General features: G+C 69.6%; 23 protein-coding genes. 10 read left to right on the top strand and 13 right to left on the bottom strand.

What is annotated here, in order from left to right:
- Window positions 1–46 precede the first annotated feature (46 nt).
- From RKD20_RS39210 to RKD20_RS39195, 4 genes are read right to left on the bottom strand one after another with little or no spacing between them, the layout of a single operon-like run.
- A complete protein-coding gene (locus tag RKD20_RS39210) occupies window positions 47–1,483 on the bottom strand; it encodes an amidase family protein (protein ID WP_358282799.1) in 1,437 nt (478 codons plus the stop codon).
- Window positions 1,480–2,688, bottom strand: a complete 1,209-nt coding sequence (locus tag RKD20_RS39205; RefSeq protein WP_424881839.1) for an MAB_1171c family putative transporter — start codon at window positions 2,686–2,688, stop codon at window positions 1,480–1,482. Before RKD20_RS39205 ends, RKD20_RS39210 begins: the two co-directional genes overlap by 4 nt.
- Entirely contained in the window at window positions 2,685–3,197 is a 513-nt protein-coding gene (locus tag RKD20_RS39200; protein ID WP_424881838.1) for a hypothetical protein, read from the bottom strand. Before RKD20_RS39200 ends, RKD20_RS39205 begins: the two co-directional genes overlap by 4 nt.
- A gap of 36 nt (window positions 3,198–3,233) precedes the next feature.
- A complete protein-coding gene (locus RKD20_RS39195; RefSeq protein WP_046773884.1) occupies window positions 3,234–3,674 on the bottom strand; it encodes a helix-turn-helix domain-containing protein in 441 nt (146 codons plus the stop codon).
- A gap of 883 nt (window positions 3,675–4,557) precedes the next feature.
- On the opposite strand from RKD20_RS39195, the gene RKD20_RS39190 reads away from it, so the two are divergent.
- The 10 genes from RKD20_RS39190 to RKD20_RS39145 all read left to right on the top strand — a co-directional run bounded on the left by RKD20_RS39190 (window position 4,558) and on the right by RKD20_RS39145 (window position 13,102).
- On the top strand, window positions 4,558–5,460 hold the full coding sequence (locus RKD20_RS39190) for a helix-turn-helix domain-containing protein (RefSeq protein WP_424881837.1): 903 nt from the start codon (window positions 4,558–4,560) through the stop codon (window positions 5,458–5,460).
- A 7-nt stretch (window positions 5,461–5,467) separates the two neighbouring features.
- Window positions 5,468–6,175 (top strand): zinc finger domain-containing protein, encoded by a 708-nt coding sequence (locus tag RKD20_RS39185; RefSeq protein ID WP_402138253.1) that lies wholly within the window; start codon window positions 5,468–5,470, stop codon window positions 6,173–6,175.
- A 161-nt stretch (window positions 6,176–6,336) separates the two neighbouring features.
- Entirely contained in the window at window positions 6,337–6,978 is a 642-nt protein-coding gene (locus tag RKD20_RS39180) for a WhiB family transcriptional regulator (protein WP_402138251.1), read from the top strand.
- The gene (locus RKD20_RS39175) at window positions 6,975–8,579 is read left to right on the top strand and encodes a hypothetical protein (protein WP_424881836.1); all 1,605 of its coding nucleotides are present in this window, start codon (window positions 6,975–6,977) and stop codon (window positions 8,577–8,579) included. The genes RKD20_RS39180 and RKD20_RS39175 overlap by 4 nt, the downstream gene beginning before the upstream one ends.
- Window positions 8,576–8,767, top strand: a complete 192-nt coding sequence (locus RKD20_RS39170; protein ID WP_424881835.1) for a hypothetical protein — start codon at window positions 8,576–8,578, stop codon at window positions 8,765–8,767. The genes RKD20_RS39175 and RKD20_RS39170 overlap by 4 nt, the downstream gene beginning before the upstream one ends.
- Window positions 8,768–8,855: 88 nt before the next feature.
- Window positions 8,856–9,092: a hypothetical protein gene (locus RKD20_RS39165; RefSeq protein WP_424881834.1), complete on the top strand. Its 237-nt coding sequence runs from the start codon at window positions 8,856–8,858 to the stop codon at window positions 9,090–9,092.
- Window positions 9,089–9,715: a hypothetical protein gene (locus tag RKD20_RS39160; RefSeq protein WP_424881833.1), complete on the top strand. Its 627-nt coding sequence runs from the start codon at window positions 9,089–9,091 to the stop codon at window positions 9,713–9,715. The genes RKD20_RS39165 and RKD20_RS39160 overlap by 4 nt, the downstream gene beginning before the upstream one ends.
- On the top strand, window positions 9,712–11,454 hold the full coding sequence (locus RKD20_RS39155; RefSeq protein WP_424881832.1) for a relaxase/mobilization nuclease domain-containing protein: 1,743 nt from the start codon (window positions 9,712–9,714) through the stop codon (window positions 11,452–11,454). The genes RKD20_RS39160 and RKD20_RS39155 overlap by 4 nt, the downstream gene beginning before the upstream one ends.
- Window positions 11,455–11,896: 442 nt before the next feature.
- Window positions 11,897–12,328, top strand: a complete 432-nt coding sequence (locus RKD20_RS39150; protein ID WP_424881831.1) for a hypothetical protein — start codon at window positions 11,897–11,899, stop codon at window positions 12,326–12,328.
- A 78-nt stretch (window positions 12,329–12,406) separates the two neighbouring features.
- Window positions 12,407–13,102, top strand: coding sequence for a hypothetical protein (locus RKD20_RS39145; protein WP_424881830.1), 696 nt, complete (start codon window positions 12,407–12,409; stop codon window positions 13,100–13,102).
- A gap of 57 nt (window positions 13,103–13,159) precedes the next feature.
- Here RKD20_RS39145 and RKD20_RS39140 read toward each other — a convergent pair whose 3' ends face one another.
- From RKD20_RS39140 to RKD20_RS39100, 9 genes are all read right to left on the bottom strand, one after another.
- Window positions 13,160–13,582 carry a hypothetical protein gene (locus RKD20_RS39140; protein ID WP_424881829.1) on the bottom strand — a complete coding sequence of 141 codons (423 nt, stop codon included), beginning with the start codon at window positions 13,580–13,582 and terminating at the stop codon, window positions 13,160–13,162.
- A gap of 134 nt (window positions 13,583–13,716) precedes the next feature.
- Complete coding sequence (locus RKD20_RS39135; protein WP_424881828.1) at window positions 13,717–14,538, bottom strand: DUF317 domain-containing protein; 822 nt, start codon at window positions 14,536–14,538, stop codon at window positions 13,717–13,719.
- A 15-nt stretch (window positions 14,539–14,553) separates the two neighbouring features.
- On the bottom strand, window positions 14,554–14,844 hold the full coding sequence (locus tag RKD20_RS39130; protein ID WP_424881827.1) for a hypothetical protein: 291 nt from the start codon (window positions 14,842–14,844) through the stop codon (window positions 14,554–14,556).
- Window positions 14,845–14,949: 105 nt separating this feature from the next.
- The gene (locus RKD20_RS39125; RefSeq protein WP_424881826.1) at window positions 14,950–15,303 is read right to left on the bottom strand and encodes a DUF317 domain-containing protein; all 354 of its coding nucleotides are present in this window, start codon (window positions 15,301–15,303) and stop codon (window positions 14,950–14,952) included.
- Window positions 15,304–15,728: 425 nt separating this feature from the next.
- Entirely contained in the window at window positions 15,729–16,298 is a 570-nt protein-coding gene (locus RKD20_RS39120; RefSeq protein ID WP_424881825.1) for a hypothetical protein, read from the bottom strand.
- Window positions 16,299–16,389: 91 nt separating this feature from the next.
- Window positions 16,390–16,812 carry a hypothetical protein gene (locus tag RKD20_RS39115; protein ID WP_424881824.1) on the bottom strand — a complete coding sequence of 141 codons (423 nt, stop codon included), beginning with the start codon at window positions 16,810–16,812 and terminating at the stop codon, window positions 16,390–16,392.
- On the bottom strand, window positions 16,809–17,240 hold the full coding sequence (locus RKD20_RS39110; protein ID WP_424881823.1) for a hypothetical protein: 432 nt from the start codon (window positions 17,238–17,240) through the stop codon (window positions 16,809–16,811). The genes RKD20_RS39115 and RKD20_RS39110 overlap by 4 nt, the downstream gene beginning before the upstream one ends.
- A 38-nt stretch (window positions 17,241–17,278) precedes the next feature.
- A complete protein-coding gene (locus RKD20_RS39105) occupies window positions 17,279–18,010 on the bottom strand; it encodes a hypothetical protein (RefSeq protein WP_424881822.1) in 732 nt (243 codons plus the stop codon).
- 6 nt (window positions 18,011–18,016) lie between these two features.
- The gene (locus tag RKD20_RS39100) at window positions 18,017–18,934 is read right to left on the bottom strand and encodes a hypothetical protein (RefSeq protein ID WP_424881821.1); all 918 of its coding nucleotides are present in this window, start codon (window positions 18,932–18,934) and stop codon (window positions 18,017–18,019) included.
- Between the last annotated feature and the right edge of the window lie 90 nt (window positions 18,935–19,024).

Raw genomic sequence — 19,024 nt, 5'->3', positions numbered from 1 at the left:
TCCCGCTGCGCCCGGACGGCGCCTGACCCAACCTTGGCTGCCAGCATCAGGAGCTGAGTCCCCCGGCAGTCGCTCTGAGAAGCGAACCCAGGTATTCGGCCATTGCGAGCAGGGTCCGGTCCGAGTGCGCCGGTCCGACGAGCTGCACGCCGATCGGGAGACCGCTCGCGTTTCGCGCAACAGGCATGACCAGGCTGGGCAGACCAACGTGGCTGGTGAGGTTGGCCCAGCCGGTCTGGTCGAAGAAGCTCCGCTCGACGCCGTCGACCGTGAGAGCGCGGGTGCCGGCCGGGATCGCCGCGGTGGGAGCGGCGGGGGTGATGAGGACATCGTGTTCGGCGTCGGCGAAGAACCGGTGCCACGTCTCCCGAAGCCGGAGGCGCTCCTCGTTGGCGCGGAGCCAGGCACGGTGTGTCTGCGTTCGGTGGCGGAGGAAGGTGGCCCGTGGGCTCGCGTCATCCTCGTGCAGGTCACGCGCCGCCGCGAGTTCGGCCGCTCCAGCTTCGTCGTCGGTGGCGGCCGTCGCGGTGGCATGGAGGAGCTGCTCGAAAAGGCGGAGAGAGCCAGCGAAGCCAACCGGTCCCGTGGTGCGGCGGACGTTCGTGCCCGAGGAGGCCAGTGCCTGCTCGACGGCGGCGAGAGCATCGGCAGTTTCACGGTCGACGGGGCAGCTCGCGTCCTCGGCCCACACCGCTACGCGGAGCTGGCCGACTGCGCAGCGCGCCGTGGGCAGCTTCACGAGCCAGGGGCTGTTCTCGGCGGGTGACGGTGTCGTCAGCGCGTCGAGGAAGAGGTCGAGGTCGCGGGGGTGGCGTGCCAGGGGGCCCGGGGTGACCATGTCGCTGCTCGTGATCCATCCCGATGGGCGGGGGATGTGGCCGCGAGCCGGGACGAGTCCTTGCGTGGGACGCAGGCCGTAGATGCCGCAGTAGTGAGCTGGAAGCCTCAGTGACCCGGCGAGGTCGCTGCCAAGGTCGGCGGGGGTCAGGTGGGCAGCGACTGCGGCGGCGGGGCCGCCGGAGGAGCCGCCGACGGTGCGCTCAGGATCGTGGGGGTTGAGCGTGCGACCGAACAGGCTGTTGTCGGTGTGCAGGTCCTGGCAGTACTTCGGGGTATTCGTCTTGCCCATGATCACGGCGCCTTGGTGGCGAAGCCGGGCGACCGCATCGGCGTCGCGTGCGGGGACGTGATCCGCCAGATCCTCGGCGCCGCTGGTGGTTCGCAGGCCGGCAGTCTCGAAGCTGTCCTTGATCGTGAGAGGAAGGCCATCGAGGGTCCCGCTGCTCTCGTTGCGGGCGCGGCGTTCGTCTGCTGCTCGCGCGGCGTTCCTGGCCGCGTCGTCGTCGCGGGTGACAACGGCGTTGACGTGGCTGGCGTCGATCCGGGCGAGGTGGAGGTCGAGCAGCTCGCGGCTGGAGATCTCGCGGCGGTCCAGGGCCTGGAGCTGGACGTGGGCGGGCTGGTGGGTGAGGTCGGTCGTCATGCGGAGACTCGCTCAAGGTGGGGGGCTCGTGCGGGCTGGCGGGGCAGGTGGCGAGCGACGTCGAGGAGAGCGTCGATGTCGTCCATGGGCCGGCTGGTTTGGCGTCCGGAGTCGGCGAACTCGGTGAGCTGGTCGGGCCCCGGGCGGGTGCCTGCGGCCCTGGCGGCGATTCCGGCGAGGATCTGGTCCGCCGTGACGGCCGCGGACAGATCCTTTCCGTGAAGCCCTCGGGCCCGGTGACGGGCTTCGCTGGCCTCGCGGACGGAGGCGTCGAGGTACTGGCGGATCACGAACCGGCCGTCCCGGATCTCGACTGCTCGGCGGTAGAGCCGGATCGAGATGCGGCGGAAGCGGCGCCTCTGGGCCGGGTCGACCCTGTCGATCGGCAGCTCGATCTCGGGTGCCTCGCTGTAGAAGGCCAGCCACAGGGGGCGCAGGCCGTAGTAGCTGCGGTACTGCTTGATCCGGTACCGGACGCTCTGGGCCTGGTCGCTGATGGTGGGCACGAGCCAGCCGATGAGCGTGAGCATGGCGCCGACATCGCCGCAGGTCCAGGCGAAGCCCTCCCAGTCTGCGAGGGAGGTGTCGAAGGCGCCGGCGATCACGTTGCCGATGCGGACCGCGCTGTATCCGAGGGTGACGGTGGCCCCGAGGGCGACGATGCGCAGGCCGACACGGACGGACCAGCGGGTGCTGCGGCGGGCCAGGCGCCAACAGGCGCGGGCGAGGAACAGCTCCCCGATGGTGTAGGCCGTGACGTACAGGGTGAGGTACGCGGCGTACCAGTCGTCGTGCGCGTAGTAGAGCGTGAAGTCGATCGGATGAGGCGCGCTGGGCGTCAGCAAGGCGAACAGCACCAGTAGCCCGGCGATCACCGCGAAGCCGGCTCCGATCCACCGGCGACTCCGCCAGCGGGCGACTTCGGGCGGGGAGCCCCAGTACGTGAGGACCACCTGCTGGCAGGCCAGGAGCGCGACCACGCAGCCTTGCGCGAGGGGCACGGAGAGGTTGACGGTGCCGAGGACTCGGTCGAGGTAGTTCCACATCGGTGTGATGGAGAACAGGAACGACAGTCCTGACAGCATGAAGACGGCGGCCAGCGCGGTGGAGGCGGGGTCTCGGCGGCGGGTCGGCACGTCCCGCAGCAAGCAGAGGAAGCCGAGCGTGGCGACGACGAGGCTGATCGGATGGAGCAGGTCCTTCACGGCCGGGCCTCCCGTCGGCGCAGCAGCGTGTGCGTCACCCGGTCCTGCACCTCGTCTCCAGAGGACTCGTCGCTGCGCAGCCACCGGTCGATGATCCGGCGCTGGAGCAGCGAAGCGAGGAGTTCGGTGTCCCGCTCCTCGTCGTCCTCGTACTTGGTGCGCCCCAGCATCATCTGCACGGTGGCCGAGTCCACGCTGGTGATGAAGGTCGGGGCCAGCGCGGACGCCGGGCGGTTCTCGTGGTGGCCGAGCAGGAGGTGGCTGAACTCGTGGGCGATGATGTGGTCTTGGTGCAGGGAGCTGGTCCGCGGGTCGTAGAACACGTGGACGGCACTCTCAGTGACGGCGCATGCCCCGCACACCGAGGGAGCCTGCTCGCGGGGCTCTAGGACCACCTTCCGTCTGGTACGGCGGGAGACCTCGTCGCTGAGATCGCGGATATTGGTGACGTGCGGGAGCTGCAGCTCGGCCAGAAGGTCAGGCCGGCGCAGCCTACGTGCGGACCACATTACTTTTCCTTGATCACTTACTGAACTAAGGCCGTTTTACGCGCCAGTTGAGGGCGGCAACCCCTCGGATTTTCGGACGCTCTCGACGATCCCCAGGACGGCATCTTTTCCGTCCGCGGAGACATCAGATAGGCGAAGAAGAACGTTCTTGATCTTCGCGTCGCGAAGCAATGCGAGCAACTCAAGCTCCTGCACGGTCTTTTCAGCGACGGCATCGTCGAACCAATAAGCGGGATCCACCCCGAAAAACCCTGCGAGCGCTTCGAGGTGACGCTTCGTCGGATTATCACGCTGCCCCGTCCGAAGCAGCCACAGGTACTGGGCCGACAGCTTGCCCAGGCCCCGCTTCTCCATCAGTTCGGCCACTTCAGCGTTGCTGAAGGGGCCGCGATCGGGCGGGTGCACCGTATCGAACAGGCGGTTTAGGCGGTCCATGAGCCCCTTGGGGTTCACCTGGCCTTCGGTCGACTCTTTCATGATCCTTTCCTGGGCGGGCTCCGTAGTCACTTCAACCACTCTACCTCGCGATAAACACCAGTTGACGAGCCGATCCCGGATATGGAAAGTTCTTCCTCGCCAGCACGTCTCTGCGTGGCGTGCCCCGTCTGTTTCAGGTCGACCTGTCCGTTTTATCAGCAGGAGCACGCCGGGCGACGTGGCGTGAGCCACATTTGCCCAGCGGCATACGCTACGCCTGGCGCACAGGAATTTTGATCTTCGACCGGAAAGCGTGGAGGCGGCAGTGGAAACTCCTCGTCCACATCGCATTTCCGTCGCAGGGAATACCAGATACCCACTTAAATCCGGACACAATGACGCCATCTCGGCGTTCGGGGCAACCGCGGCAACGGTGCTCCTCGACGCCGGAGGTCGACCCGCATCGAGCCCCACAGGCGGCTCCGGCGGTAGATCGCGCGGTGACTCTCTGCAATCAGTACAGAGTTTAAGAACCAAGTCTGGATCTTGACACGGGTCCGTGCGTATGTTCGTCGTCCCCCGGGCAGCCCGCCCGCAACGACGGACGTGAGGAGCCCGCGAGCACGGACCGGACCGAGTAGGTCCCGTAAAACAGCGACGGCGCCCGAGAGCGGTAACTCCCGGACGCCGAACGCTAAGTGGCACGTCCGCCCCGGCAAGGGCGGAGATTGCCCACCATCACCACGCTGAGTCCTTCCAGGGGCGCACCAGCGTGGCAACACTGCAAAGGGGAGTATCGCATGTCTCCTGCCCTGCGCAAAAGGCCCTTCCGCCTGGCCTGCGCGGCAGCCACCTCCGTCTCGGCACTTCAGCGCCCCGAGCCGGACCACACCATCCCGGCCCCGGCGCGCCGCCAGCCCCGCCCGCCCATCGGGAGCGGCCGATGAGCGGCGAAGCCCGCGAGTGGGTGTGGGAGCACAGCTCCAGCCGGGGAGCGGCGCGCCTGGTCATGCTGTCGATCGCAGACCGGGTGGCCGACGAGCAGTGCGTCTCCTGGGCCTCGCTGTCCAGCTTGGCCAAGCGCACGCACGCTTCCGTGTCCACGGTGCGCGAGGCCATCGACCGCCTGGTCGACGCCGGTGAGCTGGAGCAGCTCGACGACCTCGTCGGCCCTCAGCGCAGCACGGTCTACCGCCTGCCTCTCGCCACCGAAGCGGTCGCACAGGCCCTGCGAGCGCAGCAGCAGGGCCAGGAGGGGGACAGCGACACGGCAGAGTCAGACGAGCCCGCTGCCCCTCTGCAACTCCGGCTCTCAGCTCTGCGTCGGTTCGGAATCCGCCCGCGTGAGGTGCCGGAATCCCCCGCGACGGTCCGGAAACCGGCAGTACCGGAAACCGGCAGGTCCCGACGGAAACCGGCACCTCGACGTACCGGAAACCGGCACAGCGATGTACCGGAAACCGGCACACAGAACCGTAGTGAACCGGATTTGAACCGCAGGTACAGCAGTGGTGGTGCTGCCGTCCTCTCGGCTGCCGAGTGGCAGGTCGACCCTGCCACCCACGCCTGGACCCGCCAGCAGGGACATCTCGATCGCCTCGGCAAGCAGGGCCTGGAGGCAGCCGACGCGAAGTGGCGTGCCCACCGTGCCGACTTCAAGCCGAGGTCGGCGGATGCCTGGGCTGCCGACTGGCGCTCCTGGGTCGCCCGAGAGCACGCCCCGGGTCGCCCGAACCTCTACGCCGTGCCCGGCAAGGGCCCCGCCGCGCCGGGCGGCATGACGCGCGCCGAGGCTCACACGGCCGCCCTCCTCGCCGCCCTCGACGAGCCGACCGGAACGGAGTAGCCACACCGTGGACCGCCGCGAAATCGCCGCCCTGCTGGCCTACATCGGCCGACTCGACCCCCGCACCATCCGCACCGACCAGGGCGAGGCCCGCGACCAGCTCGCCCAGTGGCACGAGCTGCTCGGCGACGTGCCGATGGCCACCGCGCACGGCTGGGACGCCCGCGTCGCCGCCCGCCAGCACATCCGCACCTCGCCGTACCAGATCCTGCCCGCGGACTTGGCCCGTCCGTGGGAGAGCTACCGACGCGACCGCCTGGCCCGGCACTCCGATCCCACGCCGTCCGCCGATCCGGACGACCAGGCCGCGTGGACCGCCGAGTTGGTCGGCACCCGCCGCGCCGTCGCCGCCGGCACCGCGCAGCCCGCGCAGGCCCGGGCGATCACCAGCGGTCGCGACGGGATCGACCCGAGGCTGGAGGCGCGGCTGCGGGAGATCGGCTCCTGCATACCGCCCGCCGCCCGTGCCGCGCTCGCGCCCTACCGGCCCGCGCGAGCAGCCCGCGAGGCCGCCGTCGCTCAGGGGCTGCCCGACGCCCTGAGCGTTCGGTGCGCGTGGTGCCTGGCCCAGCCCAGCGAGCCGTGTCGTCGCCGCCGGATCGGCCCCGACGACGGGGTACGCGGAACCGCCCCACGCGCCACCCCGCATCCCGGCCGCCTCGACCTCGCCGCCGCCCAACAGGCCGAGCAGGTCCAGCAGCCCGCCATGGCCTGACCGGCGCATCCGGCCCGTGCATCCCGTCCGGTGCACCGCCACCCAACACCACCGTCCCGCCCCGGCTGCGGCGCACGCCCGCGCGCCGCAGCCGGCACCCGACGCCGCATCCGCCCAGCGCCGCCCCAGCCGGCCGACGCGGCAGCACACCGGAGATCGCCTTGCGCCACATCACCACCCACGACGCGCCGGCCACCGGCCTGCGCGGCATCGGAGACACCAGCTGGCACACCCGCGGGGCGTGCCACGGCATGGATGTCGAGGACGCGGACGCCGTCTTCTTCCCCCTCCCCCGGGACCACGAGGCCATCGCTGAGGCGAAGGAGCTGTGCGGCTGGTGCCCGGTACGCCGCGACTGCCTCGACTACGCCCTGGAGAACGTCCTCAAGGAGGGCATCTGGGGCGGCCTCACCGAGGCCGAACGGCGTCCCTGGCACGACGGACTGCCCCAGCGCCTCGACTACCGGCGCGTGACGGCCTTCTTCCGGGGACGCGACGTGCACCTGACCGAGGCCGAGAGGCAGGTCGTCATCGACCACGCCTACGTGCGCGGCTGGCGGCCCGACCGGCTCGCCGCCGCCCTGCAGATCAGCCCCAAGCACGCCCGAGACCTGCTCCGGCAGGCGGCCAACAAGGTGTTCGACCGCGACCGCACCTACGGCGTGCCGAGGCCCAAGAAGAAGCGGAAGAAGCCCACTCCGGCAGCAGGCAGCCCCGCGCCCGCCGCACCCGCCGCACAGCAGCCGGTAGCCCGCCCGGCAGCGTCGACTCCGGCGCCCGCCCCTCTCGGAAAGGCCGCATGACCCACCCCGTCCTGGCCCTCAGCGCCGCTCCGGACCTCCCTCTCCTCCTCGCCGCCGGCCTGCCCGCCGCTCTCGTGCTGGTGCTGACCGCCTGGGCGTTCCGGCGCCGCGGAACCCGCCCGCAGAAACGTCTCGGCGGCCCGGCAGTCAAGGTCGCCGCCCTTGCCGCCCTCGGCTGCACCGCCTACAGCGCAGACACGAGTTGGCGCTTCGCCGCCGACTACCTCGACATGGCCGGCACCGCTGAACGAGCCGGGATGTTCGCCGCGGCCGAGCTGGCGCTCTTCGCGACCGCGCTGATGGCACGGCAGAACCTGGCCGCTCAAGGCGCCCCCGGCCTGCCGGGCACGCTAGTCTGGGTGATCACCGGCGTGCAGGTGATCCCCGCCTACGCCGAGAGCGGCCCTGTCGGCGGCACGGTCCGGGCCTTCGTCGGGCCGGTCATGGCTGCGATGCTGTGGCACCTCGCCATGGGAATCGAACTGCGCCTGCGGACCCCGGGCGCTGCCTCCCACGGACTGATCGCCGTCCTGGGCAGGGAAGTGCGCGAGCGGCTGCTGTCCCGCCTCGGTATCGCCGCGCGAGACCGCGACGCCGCGCAGATCACCCGGGACCGGGCCACCACCCGCGCGGTCGCCCTGGCCGCCCGTCTCGCCGAGCGCACACCCGAGCAGCAGCGGAGTCGGAGCGGCCGTCGGCTCACCCGGCGCCTGTCGAAGGCGGTCGGCAGGGCCTCGGTCGGGACCGACGCCCGCCAGCGCGCGAAGCTGCTCGACCAGCTCGCCGCCCGCCGACACGCCCTCGCGCTCACTACGGTCCCGCTGCCCTCCCCCTGGTCCCCGGTACACAGCACCGCCACGGCAGCCACAGTCCCCTCGCGTCCGGCCTCGAAAGCGCCGGTCCCCGTAGCCGGTCCCGACGAGTCGAGCGGGGACCGGGGACCGTACAGCCTGAGGGGACCGGTCCCCGAAATCGCGGACTCGACGGAGTCGCCAAGCGCGGCGACCGAAGGCGACGACGCGGGGACCGGAGTGAGGATCGAGGCCCCAGAAAGGGACGCGGTCCCGGGGACCGGTCCCGCCGATTCGGAAGCCTCGTCGGGAGTCGCCAGAAGCGTGGGGACCGACCTTCCTGCGCGAGAAGTACGTGCTCAGGGCCCTGATTCGCATCGGGGACCGACCGCCACCGAGTCGGGGACCGAACCCACCGGGGACCGGGGACCGACCGGGGACCGGGGACCGACCGCCACCGACACGGGGACCGAACCCACCGGGGACCGGGGACACAAGGTCCCTCTCCGACGGAAGACGACCACGAAGACCAGGACGAAGAACAAGGGGAAGCGCGGCCGGTCCCGCACCCCGCAGACACAGCGCCCGCCACACGAGCTGGAGCAGTCGGTGGACCAGCTCGTCCAGCAGGTCCGCCCCCACGTCCCGGCCCTGCTCAAACGGGACGGCAACGAGTTCGTCACCCGGGTTCAGCTGCGGGAGATCCTCCGCCGCGAGGGCCTGAAGGGCGGCCGGAACGACCGGCTGAGCCTCGTCCTCCAGGAACTGCGGAGCGACGACACCACGAAGACAAGGAGCACCGCCCGATGAAGACCTGCCACCAGTTCAACACCATGCGTGCGGACTACGAACGGGAGATCGGCTTCATGCGCGCCCATTCCAAGCGGCACGAGGGCAGGCCGGCGGCGAAGTCCAGCGCAAAGCAGGCTGCCTCGACGAAGCAGCGGATGGCCCGGGCACTCAACAGCCACGTCGGTCGCTGCCCCGAGTGCGGCTGAACCCGCAAAATCCCAGCTCAGTGCCCCTATCCGCAACGGGTGGCCCGGCTCCGTGCCGGGCCACCGTCCCCGTTCCAGGAGACACCCCGTGCTTCCGCGTCCCCCTCGCTCTTCGGAGCCCACCGCCGCCGAGGCCAGCGCCTGGGCGGACGTCCTGGTCCGCCGACGACTCGTGCACGCCGCCGTCCTCGCGCCGACCGGCCAGTGGCTCATCCAGGACCAGCCCGACGGACCCGTCCGCGTCCTCATAGGACCGGCCGACGTCGTCACGCTGACCGCGACCATCCAGCACCACACCCGCACCCTGAGGCCCGAAAACCGATGACGAACCCCACCCAGAACGGCACCACCCCGGAACCTGCTCGCGACTCCAACTCCGTCTCGCGGCGAGCAAGTTGGGGCGGAAGCATAGCTTCCGCCAAACCCGCCCCCAAGGGGGCGGGAGAGGACCCGCACCGGGGGGCGCAGGTCCTCCAGGCTTCGACCGAGGGCGGATCGAAGCCGGGACAGGAGGAGCAGCAGACTGAGCCGCGTGCACGCCGACAGCGCGCTCCCCGCGCCCGTCAGCGCCCGCGTCAACCGCCCGAGACGAAGCGCCTGCACCAGCCCGCCACGCGTTTCAACGAAGACGAGTTCGCCCTGATCAAGTCCGCCGCCGCCCGATGCAATCTGTCCGTCGCCGGGTTCCTCGCCCGCTCCGCCCTCGCCGCCGCCCGCGACCTTGACCGCACCAGCACCGAGATCGCCGACGAACGCGAAGTGATCACCGCCCTGTTCGACAGCCGGCGTCGGCTCGGCTGGGCCGGCAGCAATCTCAACCAGGCAGTCAAGGCCCTCAACTCCGGAGCTGAGGCTCCTCAGCTCGAAGCGGCCGTCGCCGCCGTGCGGCGTGCCGCCGATACCGCGCACGAAGCCGCCACACGTCTGATCGATCACCACGGCTCATGATCCCCAGCGTCAACAACTCGGGATCACGGACCATCGGTCTCCTCAACTATCTCTACGAGACCGGCAAGTACGAGGATCACACCGACCCCCACCTCGTGGCCTCGTTCGACGGCATGTCCCCCGACCCCGGTCGCGACCCGGACGCCACCCTCCAGGACCTTGCCCAGATCCTGGACCAGCCCGTGATGGCGCTCGCCGAGCACGCCCGCCCGGCCAAGCACGTATGGCACACCTCCGTACGCGCGGACCCCGGAGACCGCACCCTGTCCGACGAGGAGTGGGCCGACATCGCCCGCCGCATCGTCGCAGCCACCGGTATCGACCCCGGCGAGGGACAGTCCGGCTGCCGCTGGGCGGCCGTACGACACGCGGACGACCACATCCACATCGTCGCCACCCTCGTCACCGAGGACGGCCACCGCCCCGACGACTACCGCTCCGGCGCCCGCGCCCAGGCCGAAGCCCGCCTCATCGAGAAGGAACTCGGCCTCCACCAGGTCGCACCCGGCGACGGCACCGCCGCACAGCGACCCACCAGCGCCGAACGCCACAAGGCCGAACGCCAGGGACGAGAGCGCACCGCCCGCGAAGAACTGCGCGAAACCGTGCGACGCGCGGTGACCGGAGCGAGGAGCGACGAAGAGTTCTTCGACCGGCTCGCCGCCGCCGGCCTCCTCATCCGCAAGCGCGCCGCGCCCTCCGGCGACCTCATCGGATACAAGGTCGCTCTGCCCGACGACCTCAATAAGGACGGCGAGCCGGTCTTCTACCCCGGCGCGCGCCTCGCCCCCGACCTCTCACTGCCCCGCATCCGAGAGCGCTGGTCCGGCGACACCCAGGACAACCCAGCTGCCCGGCAAGAGCAACCACCCCGTACGGGGCCGGGCACTCCGGCCGCCGCCCGCCGCAAGACGGCATCGGCCGCGTGGCAGGCCGTACTCGTCGTCGAGCACGGCGACGATGCGGTCGCCGCCGCCCACATCGCTGCCGCCGGCGAGGTCCTGGATGCCCTGGCGAAGACCTCCGCCGCACACACCCGCCGCGAACTGCGAGACGCCGCAACGGCCTTCGAGCGCGCCTCGCGCTCCCACGTACGCGCCGTACGCGGGCACGACCGAGCACTACGGCAGGCCGCCCGCGACCTCGTCCACAGCGGCCCCGCCCTCGGCCGCGGGGAAGACGGCGCCACCACCGCGATGGCCATCGACATGCTGTTCTTCCTCATCACCGCCACCGCGCACTGGCACGCCAGAAAGGGACACGCCCAGCAGGCCGAAGCCGCCACCCGGGCCGCCGAGCACCTGCGCACCGCCTACCAGGCCGCCTCCGCCCAACCCCTCAGCGTGCTCTACCAGCGAGGCCGGCGCCTGAGCCGGCCGATGCTCCAGCGGCAAACCGTAGTGCTTCGCGAGACGCTGCCGGAGCTGGCCGAGCAGATCCTCGCCGAGCCCGGCTGGTACGCCTTGGCCGCAACCATCGCGGAGGCCGAAGCCGCCGGCCACGACCCGGCCACCCTGCTGTCCGACGTTGTGGAAAGTCGCGAACTCGGCACCGCGGACTCTGTCAGCGACGTGCTCGTGTGGCGGATGCGGCGAACAGCCGACCTACCCGCCGACGCGTCTCACCTGCCCGAGACCAACACCGCAGGAAGCCGGCCCGCACCGCGCCGTTCGACATCCAGGCCCTCCGCGCCCGGTAGGCGGCGCAGCGGGGAGGAGGCATCGCGTAAGCCCCGGTAGGCCCGCCGGGTGCCGCTGCGCGGCCTCAACGCATCACCGAGAAAAGGGACAGCACCACCGCTCCGCCCGCAATCCACAGCATGGTCGTACGCCACACCGGACCTGGGTGGCGACCAGCTTCGCTTCGGAGGCCGTCGACATCCATGCATCGGCAGGACGGACGGGCACGACGCAGGTGCGGCCAGTCGAGCCAGTGCACGTCTTGAAGTTGAGCGGTCGAGGGAGACGACGACGTGTGATCGTGCACACCGTGGCAACGGCCATTCGCCGCACGGAGCCACGCACCGTGGCCAACTCGTCATCTGGGCAACCGAGAAGCCGAAGCACCCCAGCTGACCTGGCCAAAGGCGACTGTGAACTTTGTGAATTGAAACCACCGGGGGCATGGGGCACGATCATGAAGCGCGCAGGACGAGGTGACGAGGTAGAGGAGGACGCCAGGGTGTTTCACCGGATACGCCGCAGGGCCAAGGAGCCGAGCGAAGCGCAGAGACAGTTCGCCGAGCTGCACGCGCGGCTGCAGGACCAGGCCCCGCCCGGCTTCCAAGTGCCGGCGCCTGCCGAGCCAGCCGGCGCCGTGGATGACTTCCTTCCGCCCGAGCTGCGCGTGCCGAGCCACGACCAGGTCGACGGCAAGATGATGCCGTGGAAGCAGCCCCTCGTCCTCGACGGGGAGATGGCCACGTGTGCCCAGTGCGGCGCATACCGAGACTGGCTGATCCTCTCGACCCGCGGCGAGATCTGGCTGCGCTGCCGGGCAGGCCACCAGCAGCAGGAGACCCGCCTCGACACCGCCTGGTACAACCGCAACAGCGGACCCGCGGACGCGACGCACGCCACGTTCGAGGACTGCCTGCGCCACCTCGGGCACTGACCACCACTCCTACGACCCACCGGGCCCCCGGGCCCGCACTGACCACCCGTCGCCTAGCACCAAGGGGTCAGTTCCGTCATGCGCGTTCGCGTCGCCACCACCGCCCTCGGCATCACCGCCGCCCTCCTCTCCCTGCCCGCCTGCTCCGCCGACACCACCGGGGCCAAGCACCAGACCCCCTCCTCCGCCCGGACGAGCAAGCCGGCCGACGCCGTCCAGAAGCCGGCCTCGCTCTCCTCGGCCGCGCTCGAGTCGCGCCTGCTCGACCAGAGCGACCTCGGCAGCGGCTACCTGCCCGAGCCGGAGCGTCCGGCCCAGCACGACGACGTCACCGTCATCGGCTGCCCGGCCCTGAGCGAGCTGGGCGGCAACACAGCGACCGGCGGCACGCTCGCCTTCCCGCACAAGGCGAAGGCAGACTTCGCCTACGGCGGCAGCTCCTCGGAGATCTCCGAGGAGCTGTACAGCGACAGCGCGAAGAAGCTGTCCGACGGCATCGCCCGGATCTTCGACGCGATGACCGGCTGCCCGACCTACCAGGTCGTCGCGGGCGGCACCCCGGTCGACGTGGCCTCGCAGAAGCTGCCCGCGCCCCACGACCTCGGTGACGAGCAGTGGAGCCAGCTCCTGACGTTCACCACGGCAGGGCGGAGCACCGTGGTCAAGCAGACCGCGGTCCGCGACGGCAGTCTGCTGCTGATCGTCTCCGGCTCCCCGGCCCTCGTCGACCGCCACCTCGACAAGGCCCTCGCCAAGGCCACGGCAACGAGCTGACCTGCCTGCCCGTCACGCTGCTGCCTCCGACCCCCGTGGGTCGGAGGCAGCAGTGCGTTACTGGCCAACGCGTTGAGCGGCGCAAGCAGCCTGGCGGGGCACCCAGGCTCGAACCTGACCGGGCTGTACGTAGAGCACGTTCGGGTTGCGGCTGTGCGGCCCGTAGCCGCTGGAGGCGTTGACGAGGAGATACGCGCCTGCGGGAACGTGCCAGTTCCAGAACCAGGCGTCCTGTTGCCGACCGGTGTCGCACCAGGTCACGACGGCTTTTGAGCCACGGCGTCCGCGCTGGTAGACCCGCGTGACCTGAAGGAGGCGCCCCTGCCCGGAACTTCGGTGCTGCTGGAATGCCTGCCACTGCGCCGCGAGGACAGCCGTGCGCTTGCGGCGTGAACGGACCGTCAACGCGATCGTCACGGCGACGATGAAAGCGATGGCCATAACGGCGCCGGGGCTGGGGTGCATTGCCGCATCCTGCATCGTTCCATCACAGGGCGGCAAACCATCCTCGGCATCGAAGACCGAGTGACCACTTCACCCGAGAAGCAAGAAAGTCCGGCACCCCCAACTGGGAGGGTGCCGGACTGCGATCACCAAGAGTTGCGCGCGGGACGTTAGATGGCCGGCGCGCGCAGAAGGCGCTCCCGGGTGGCCTCGGGCAGCACCCGCCGCAGAACCGGTGCGGTCGAGCTGAGGGAGGCGGCGAAGACGGCGACAAGATCGTGCGGGACGCTGGCGGCAAAGGAAGCCGCCCACAGACACGGTGCGCCGAGCACCGGCTCGGCCCACGCCTGCCACCCGGCCGGTCCCGACTCGTCAGCCTCGGCCGCCAGGGTGTGCGGGTCGGCGTCCTGGATGAGGGGCGGCACCTCGCCGAGGCTGATGTGCGAGGTGAACGTCGGATCTGTCGCTGCCCCCTGGGGCTGGTCGATGTCGCGGAACCATCCGTGGGCGGCGACAGCGTCGAGGACAAGCTCGGATCCGTCCAGCCGCAAGGCAGGCTGCTCGCGGGCGTCGAGCGCGACGAGGAAGTCGGCCACCGACTCGCCGGGAACATCGCGGGTGAAGTAGGCCGACCACTGGGCGAGCGGGCTGCTCGTCTCGGCGCGGGCGGAGATCTGCCAGGCGATCGGCAGCTCCCCCAGGTGGAACGGCTCGTCCGCCAGGCTCCACTGGGCCCAGCGCAGGGCGTCGGGACTGATGTGCAGGACGGTGCTGCGCAGGACCTGGCGGTCCTCCGGCTCCTCGTCCGGCTCGTGCCGTCCGCGGACGATCGTCAGGCTCGTCCAGTCCAGGCTGGCCAGCGTGTCGGCGACCACGTCGTAGAGGCGCCCATCGTCACCGGCCAGATGCCTGGGGCCGACCCAGAACACGGGCTGGCCGCCACGCGAGGCGGACGGGTCGGGCGGAAAGTCGGGGTACAGTGGCGCCTCCAAGGGCTCGGTGCGGGTCTAGATGCCGCCAGCGCGGCGGCGGGGGCGGCGCGGGGGCGCCTGGACGGGGCCCTGCCACGTCAGGGCGATGGCGACCTCGGGCGGCAGGTAGCCGATCTGTGCGTCCTCGTCCGCTCCTTCGGCGAGGTAGACGACGGTCCGGCCGGTCTCATCCACCGACTGCACGACCTGCGCCAAGCGGTGGGCCATCGGGAAGAACGGGTTCATGGCCTGGCGGACCGGAGCACTCCGGTCGCAGCCGGACAGCAGGTCGATGAGATCGCCGACGGTCATCTCCGAGGACGTCACGGACAGCCTCCTGGGGTACAAGGAAAGGGGAGAGCGATGGAACGGTTCGGCGGGCGGTACAGCCGGCCGATCGCAGGGCGGACACTTCCTGTCGGTGTCCGCGTGTCAGAGGCGGCGTGAGGTCTCCAGCACGCGCGCTACGGCGGCGGCGACGATGTCCGCCGGCGTCTCGGTATCGAACGACAGGTGGTAGCCACGGACCTTGGCGGTGCCGGTGACGGCGATCTTCCATCCCTCGCCGTCCGTGCCGGGGCGTCCGAGCGGGAACCAGCCGAGGTAGAACCGGCCGTCCTTCGAGCTGACATGCACGTCCGCGCGATCATCGACGATCAGGTGGAAGTCTTCCGCGGAGAACTGGTCCATGACCAGCGTGGGTTGGCCGGAACCGAGCTGCCACTCGCGCAGGCGCAGGGCTTCGACGGTGGTGGAGAAACCGGGGCCCGCAGGAGCTACGGTCACAGGCAATCACCTCTCTGACCTGGTATTTCTTGCAAGGTCGTTTACGTTGACATGCCCGCGCACGCGTTGGCCAGTCTTTCCGCGATCTTTCCTGTCTGCCCCCGGCGAACTTGTTTCCTTTGACGATGAATCAGCCCGCCGGAACTCGTTGACCTGCGGCGGCTAACTTTGCTGTCAAGGTGGCGGTGTGGCACGTGTTTCTGCGTCCAGCCCTGTGGCCTGCGGCGACTGAGTTGGATGGCAGGGGTGGCCGTTGGGCTGAGTTCGATCTCGGCGGACAACTTGTCCTTGGACAACGTATCGAGGTTCATCTTTCTCGCGCCGAGGTCGGTGCTGGATTGGATTCAGTGAGGCACTTGCACCGGGTTCATTGAGGAAGGGCAAGTGCTCTGGTGAGCGTTCTGTCGCCGAGCGCCGAACTCCGTTTACGGTTGACGGCGCCACAAGGGCAGCCACGCTCCCCGGGCCGGCGCCTCGTGGGCACCAACCTTGAGAGCGGATCTGGCCACCTTCAAGAACAGGTTGTGCTGGCCGTGGTAGGCACCGGACAATCTGGTCCGAGCCGCCATCTGTTGGCCCCGGTCTCTTCGTACCGTGCCAAGCCGGACTGGTTCTGGGGCATGGTCGTAGAGGAGAGACTGCTGAAGCGCAGTGGCCATATCGACTAGGTCCATGGGAGCGCGAAGTTCGAGTGCAGCGAAGGCCCGCTTCAACGGTTGCGGAGCCAGGTCCCGGGCCCGGCGCTCCATCTCGTCCCAGCGTTCGTTGAACGCGTCCTCATACATGGCTTGATAGTCCTGGTAGACCTGCTCCGCCTGGAGGAGGAACTCTGCGCAGAGAGAGGGCAGGAGCTCTCTGATCCATGGGGCATCGGCTTGGTAGCGGGCCGCACTGGCCTGGCTGCGTCCGGCTATGGCTACAGCACCGGCGCCCAGGAGAGCTCCGCCGAACGCCGCTCCCGCAGCGATCAAGCCGAGCAGGAACTCGCTGTTCAAAAGCCCTCCAACTCGTCATGAGAACCGGGAAGTTACCACGGATGACCATGCTGATCATTTGGGTTTCAGTCGATGCGCGTTACCTCAGTAGTCAGACGGCGTCGAATACGTGGTGAACTGCGAACGCTCGCGATTTCACGCTTCGGCACGGCGAAGTCGCCGAAGATCGAGTGTGGTCGAGGCGCCCGTTCCCCGACGGGTAGAAGCCGGTGATGTGATAGCGGACCTGGTCATGCCAGACGTCGAATTCCATGACCCAGGACTCGGCCAGGTCATCCACGACGGTCAGTGCCGGGTGGGTGCCATCGGTGGGCCGGTACAGGAGTATGGCCACTGGAACCGGGCATTCGCCGAACACGGAGTCGGCATGGAAGGCCCTGGCTGTCACCATGTGTTCCATGAGCGCACCGGCCGCGTGGTATTCGGTCGGCACCTGCTGGAGGAGACCGTCCAGCTCGATCACGATGGTGCGGTAGCGCTTTTCCGTGCCTCTGCGGCGTGGCTGCAAGGTCACAGGGTCACCGTCGGGTGCGAGGCGAGCGGGGTGTCGTAGCGCATCCATGAACGCATGGCAGCAGCGGTGTGGGGCTTGCCGGAACCGAGAGCGCGGTATCCGTCAAAGATCCAGCCCGTCACTTCCAGGAAGGTGCCGCGGCCCGTGCTGATGTCAAGTTCCGTGTTGAGGAAGGCGGGCCGTTTGGCCACCGCGAAGCCCTGCCAGGCGCGGTCCCAGCGGAACAGTGTGCCGAACTCCTGGTCGTCCCAGACCAGGAGGCGGTTGCGCGCGTGTGCGGCTCGGCAGTCGAGGATCCAGAGGTCTGTGTGGGCCTCTCGGCCGGCGACTTCCACCGGGGTAAGAGGGTGGGCCTGGATCTCTGCCCGCTTGCCGCAGCGCAGCAGGCAGTCGGCTCTGCGGTTCCCGAGTGCGATTTCGGTGGCCACACCCCAGTCCTTGACTTCTTTGTGCCAGGTGGACTCGGTCACAGGGCGCCCGCGTACCGGAGGAGCTCGGCGTCTTCGTCGTCCAGGCCAAGGGCCGGGGCTCCGACCTCGGCAAGGTAGTCGGCGAGGTTGAAGATGCCGGGGATGCTGTCGATGCCGACGACAAGCCGGTCGTAGCGCTTGAACAGGGCGAGGATACGGTTTCCGCGGGCCCTGTGCTCCTTGGCTCCTTGGGCGGATTCCTTGGCCGCACTCTCAAGCCGGTCCGCTTCCATGAAGTCGCGCTCGGCAAGAGGAGGCAGGACTTCCATGATGCGGTCGAGGTCTTCCAGCACGAGTTGCTGGGCCGACTTCTCCGTGAGCTCGCCGCCCTCACCGATCAGGACCTTCGCCACGACCCTTTCGTCGTCGGATCCAGCGCCGTGCGAGCCGGGAACCGTAGCGTCGCCGGGGCCCGATGCTCCGGTTCCGCAGCTCGGACCCATGACGGTGGGGCCGCCCTGTGTGGGTCCGGCCGGACCAGCGAGAGCGGCGATACGAAGTTCCTTGCAGACCTTGTTGAACGAGGTGGTGCACATCGATTTCACCGCGCGGTCGAACACAGGACGGTATTCCTGAGAGAGCACGTTGATCTTCGACCGGATGACGCTTTGCATCTGGGCGAGCTGCTCGGCTTCGCTCCCGCCCTGGCGGATGCACCGCAGAGCCTCCCGGTCGAGGACGTCGCGTACGGCGTTGGGGTAGCGGCCAGCGGCATTGGGGATAGGCACGGGTTTCTACTTTCCGGAGAGGAGTCGGATCGTTCGGGGGCGCTTCTCCAGGACACGGCCGGCCCAGGAGACGACCGAGTCACGGATGGATTCGACGGACTGCCACACGTCGGGGTCGTCGACGTCTACGAAATCGTCGGGACCCAGCAGGAGGATTTCCCTGCACTTGTGGGCCAGGCCGAAGTAGCGGATGGTCCAGTCGGCACGCGGATCGCGTTCGTCGTCGCCGATCAGCTCGTTGACCAGTTCTTCGTCCGGATCCGGCGTGGGGCGCATCTGCTCGCGCACGTACCGGGCAACCTCCTGGTCCTGGAGGACCTCGCGCACGGTCGGCTGGCGCAGGATGGACAGGACGGCTTCCGGGGTTTTGGTCAGTTCCGCGACCACGGCCTCCCGCACCCCTGCACGGCCGAGCTGAGCGACGATCTCGCCCGGCGTCTCCGTACCGCAGGCCGCTCCGTCCGCCAGGCCCAGGGCCCGGCAGTACTCCCCGGCGTCGAGTACGGCCGGCCATCCCGCCCGCTCGGCGCCGGCGAGCCGCCCGAGCAGAAGCCCGACACGACGCGAACGCTCGGCCGGGTCGGTTACGCAGGCCGCGACCACGCACTTCCACGGCACGTGGACGGAGGACGTGGCGAGACGTTCACGGAATTCCGCGCCTGCCAACGCCGTGACGCGCTGGTATCGCTCAAGTGTGTCGGCCGCATAGCCGAGTTGACGTGCCAGCGGTTCCAGGGCGCTGCTCACCGCCAGGCTGGACTGCTCGGCGATCTCGGCGCACACGTCGCCGAGTCCGAAGCGCGCCGCAAGCTGCACCCGCGTCGCCTGGACGTCCTGCTCCGCGAACCGTCTCGCGCGTTTGAGCTGATCGTCGGTGTAGCCGGGATCTGCGCTGCTGCCCGGCTCGATCCACACGTTCTCCATGGCCGAGGACGGTAGAAGCCCGAGCCGTCAGAAACGGCCGCGAGCCACTCGAACAGCCGCGCAGAAAACGGGTCGACGGCCAAGATCTCA

The organism is Streptomyces sp. SLBN-8D4, assembly GCF_049739545.1.
In the GTDB taxonomy this organism is placed as follows: Bacteria; Actinomycetota; Actinomycetes; order Streptomycetales; family Streptomycetaceae; genus Streptomyces; species Streptomyces canus_C.
This window is presented reverse-complemented; position numbering and strand designations above follow the sequence as displayed.

Coding starts and splice junctions, on each gene's coding strand:
- RKD20_RS39175 (WP_424881836.1), top strand. CDS start 6,975: ATGACCCACCCCGTCCTGGCCCTCAGCGCCGCTCCGGACCTCCCTCTC.
- RKD20_RS39170 (WP_424881835.1), top strand. CDS start 8,576: ATGAAGACCTGCCACCAGTTCAACACCATGCGTGCGGACTACGAACGG.
- RKD20_RS39160 (WP_424881833.1), top strand. CDS start 9,089: ATGACGAACCCCACCCAGAACGGCACCACCCCGGAACCTGCTCGCGAC.
- RKD20_RS39100 (WP_424881821.1), bottom strand. CDS start 18,934: ATGGAGAACGTGTGGATCGAGCCGGGCAGCAGCGCAGATCCCGGCTAC.
- RKD20_RS39155 (WP_424881832.1), top strand. CDS start 9,712: ATGATCCCCAGCGTCAACAACTCGGGATCACGGACCATCGGTCTCCTC.
- RKD20_RS39140 (WP_424881829.1), bottom strand. CDS start 13,582: ATGCAGGATGCGGCAATGCACCCCAGCCCCGGCGCCGTTATGGCCATC.
- RKD20_RS39190 (WP_424881837.1), top strand. CDS start 4,558: ATGAGCGGCGAAGCCCGCGAGTGGGTGTGGGAGCACAGCTCCAGCCGG.
- RKD20_RS39195 (WP_046773884.1), bottom strand. CDS start 3,674: ATGAAAGAGTCGACCGAAGGCCAGGTGAACCCCAAGGGGCTCATGGAC.
- RKD20_RS39200 (WP_424881838.1), bottom strand. CDS start 3,197: ATGTGGTCCGCACGTAGGCTGCGCCGGCCTGACCTTCTGGCCGAGCTG.
- RKD20_RS39210 (WP_358282799.1), bottom strand. CDS start 1,483: ATGACGACCGACCTCACCCACCAGCCCGCCCACGTCCAGCTCCAGGCC.
- RKD20_RS39145 (WP_424881830.1), top strand. CDS start 12,407: ATGCGCGTTCGCGTCGCCACCACCGCCCTCGGCATCACCGCCGCCCTC.